Raw genomic sequence first — 681 nt, 5'->3', positions numbered from 1 at the left:
TCTCCTCCGGGTACTTAGATGTTTCAGTTCCCCGGGTATGCCCTCCATACGCTATGGATTCACGTATGGATACTGCCCCATTACGGACAGTGGGTTCCCCCATTCGGAAATCTCCGGATCAACGCTTACTTACAGCTCCCCGAAGCATATCGGTGTTTGTCCCGTCCTTCATCGGCTCCTAGTGCCAAGGCATCCACCGTGCGCCCTTTCTAACTTAACTAAACACACTTTTCAGCCTGTTATCTAGTTTTCAAAGAACAATTTCAACCTCGTCTCCTTTTTAATAGACGCAGGCGTAAGTTGAGGGATATTCCCTCAAAACTAAACGAAGCGAAAAAGCGTTTTTTATTATACGATGTTTAGCACCGTTCTACGCTTTTCTTCCTTAGAAAGGAGGTGATCCAGCCGCACCTTCCGATACGGCTACCTTGTTACGACTTCACCCCAATCATTTGCCCCACCTTCGGCGGCTGGCTCCCGTAAGGGTTACCTCACCGACTTCGGGTGTTGCAAACTCTCGTGGTGTGACGGGCGGTGTGTACAAGGCCCGGGAACGTATTCACCGCGGCATGCTGATCCGCGATTACTAGCGATTCCGGCTTCATGCAGGCGAGTTGCAGCCTGCAATCCGAACTGAGAGCGGCTTTTTGGGATTGGCTCCCCCTCGCGGGTTCGCGACCC

The 681-nt window shown here is 52.0% G+C and carries 2 rRNA genes; both read right to left on the bottom strand.

Going from position 1 to position 681, the window contains the following annotated elements:
• Nucleotides 1-220: ribosomal RNA gene (locus tag LH47_RS14845) — 23S ribosomal RNA — on the bottom strand; the annotation flags it as partial.
• A 169-nt stretch (nt 221-389) separates the two neighbouring features.
• Nucleotides 390-681 (bottom strand): 16S ribosomal RNA (locus tag LH47_RS14840); the annotation flags it as partial.

Source organism: Anoxybacillus thermarum, assembly GCF_000836725.1.
Taxonomy (GTDB): Bacteria; Bacillota; Bacilli; order Bacillales; family Anoxybacillaceae; genus Anoxybacillus; species Anoxybacillus thermarum.
This window is presented reverse-complemented; position numbering and strand designations above follow the sequence as displayed.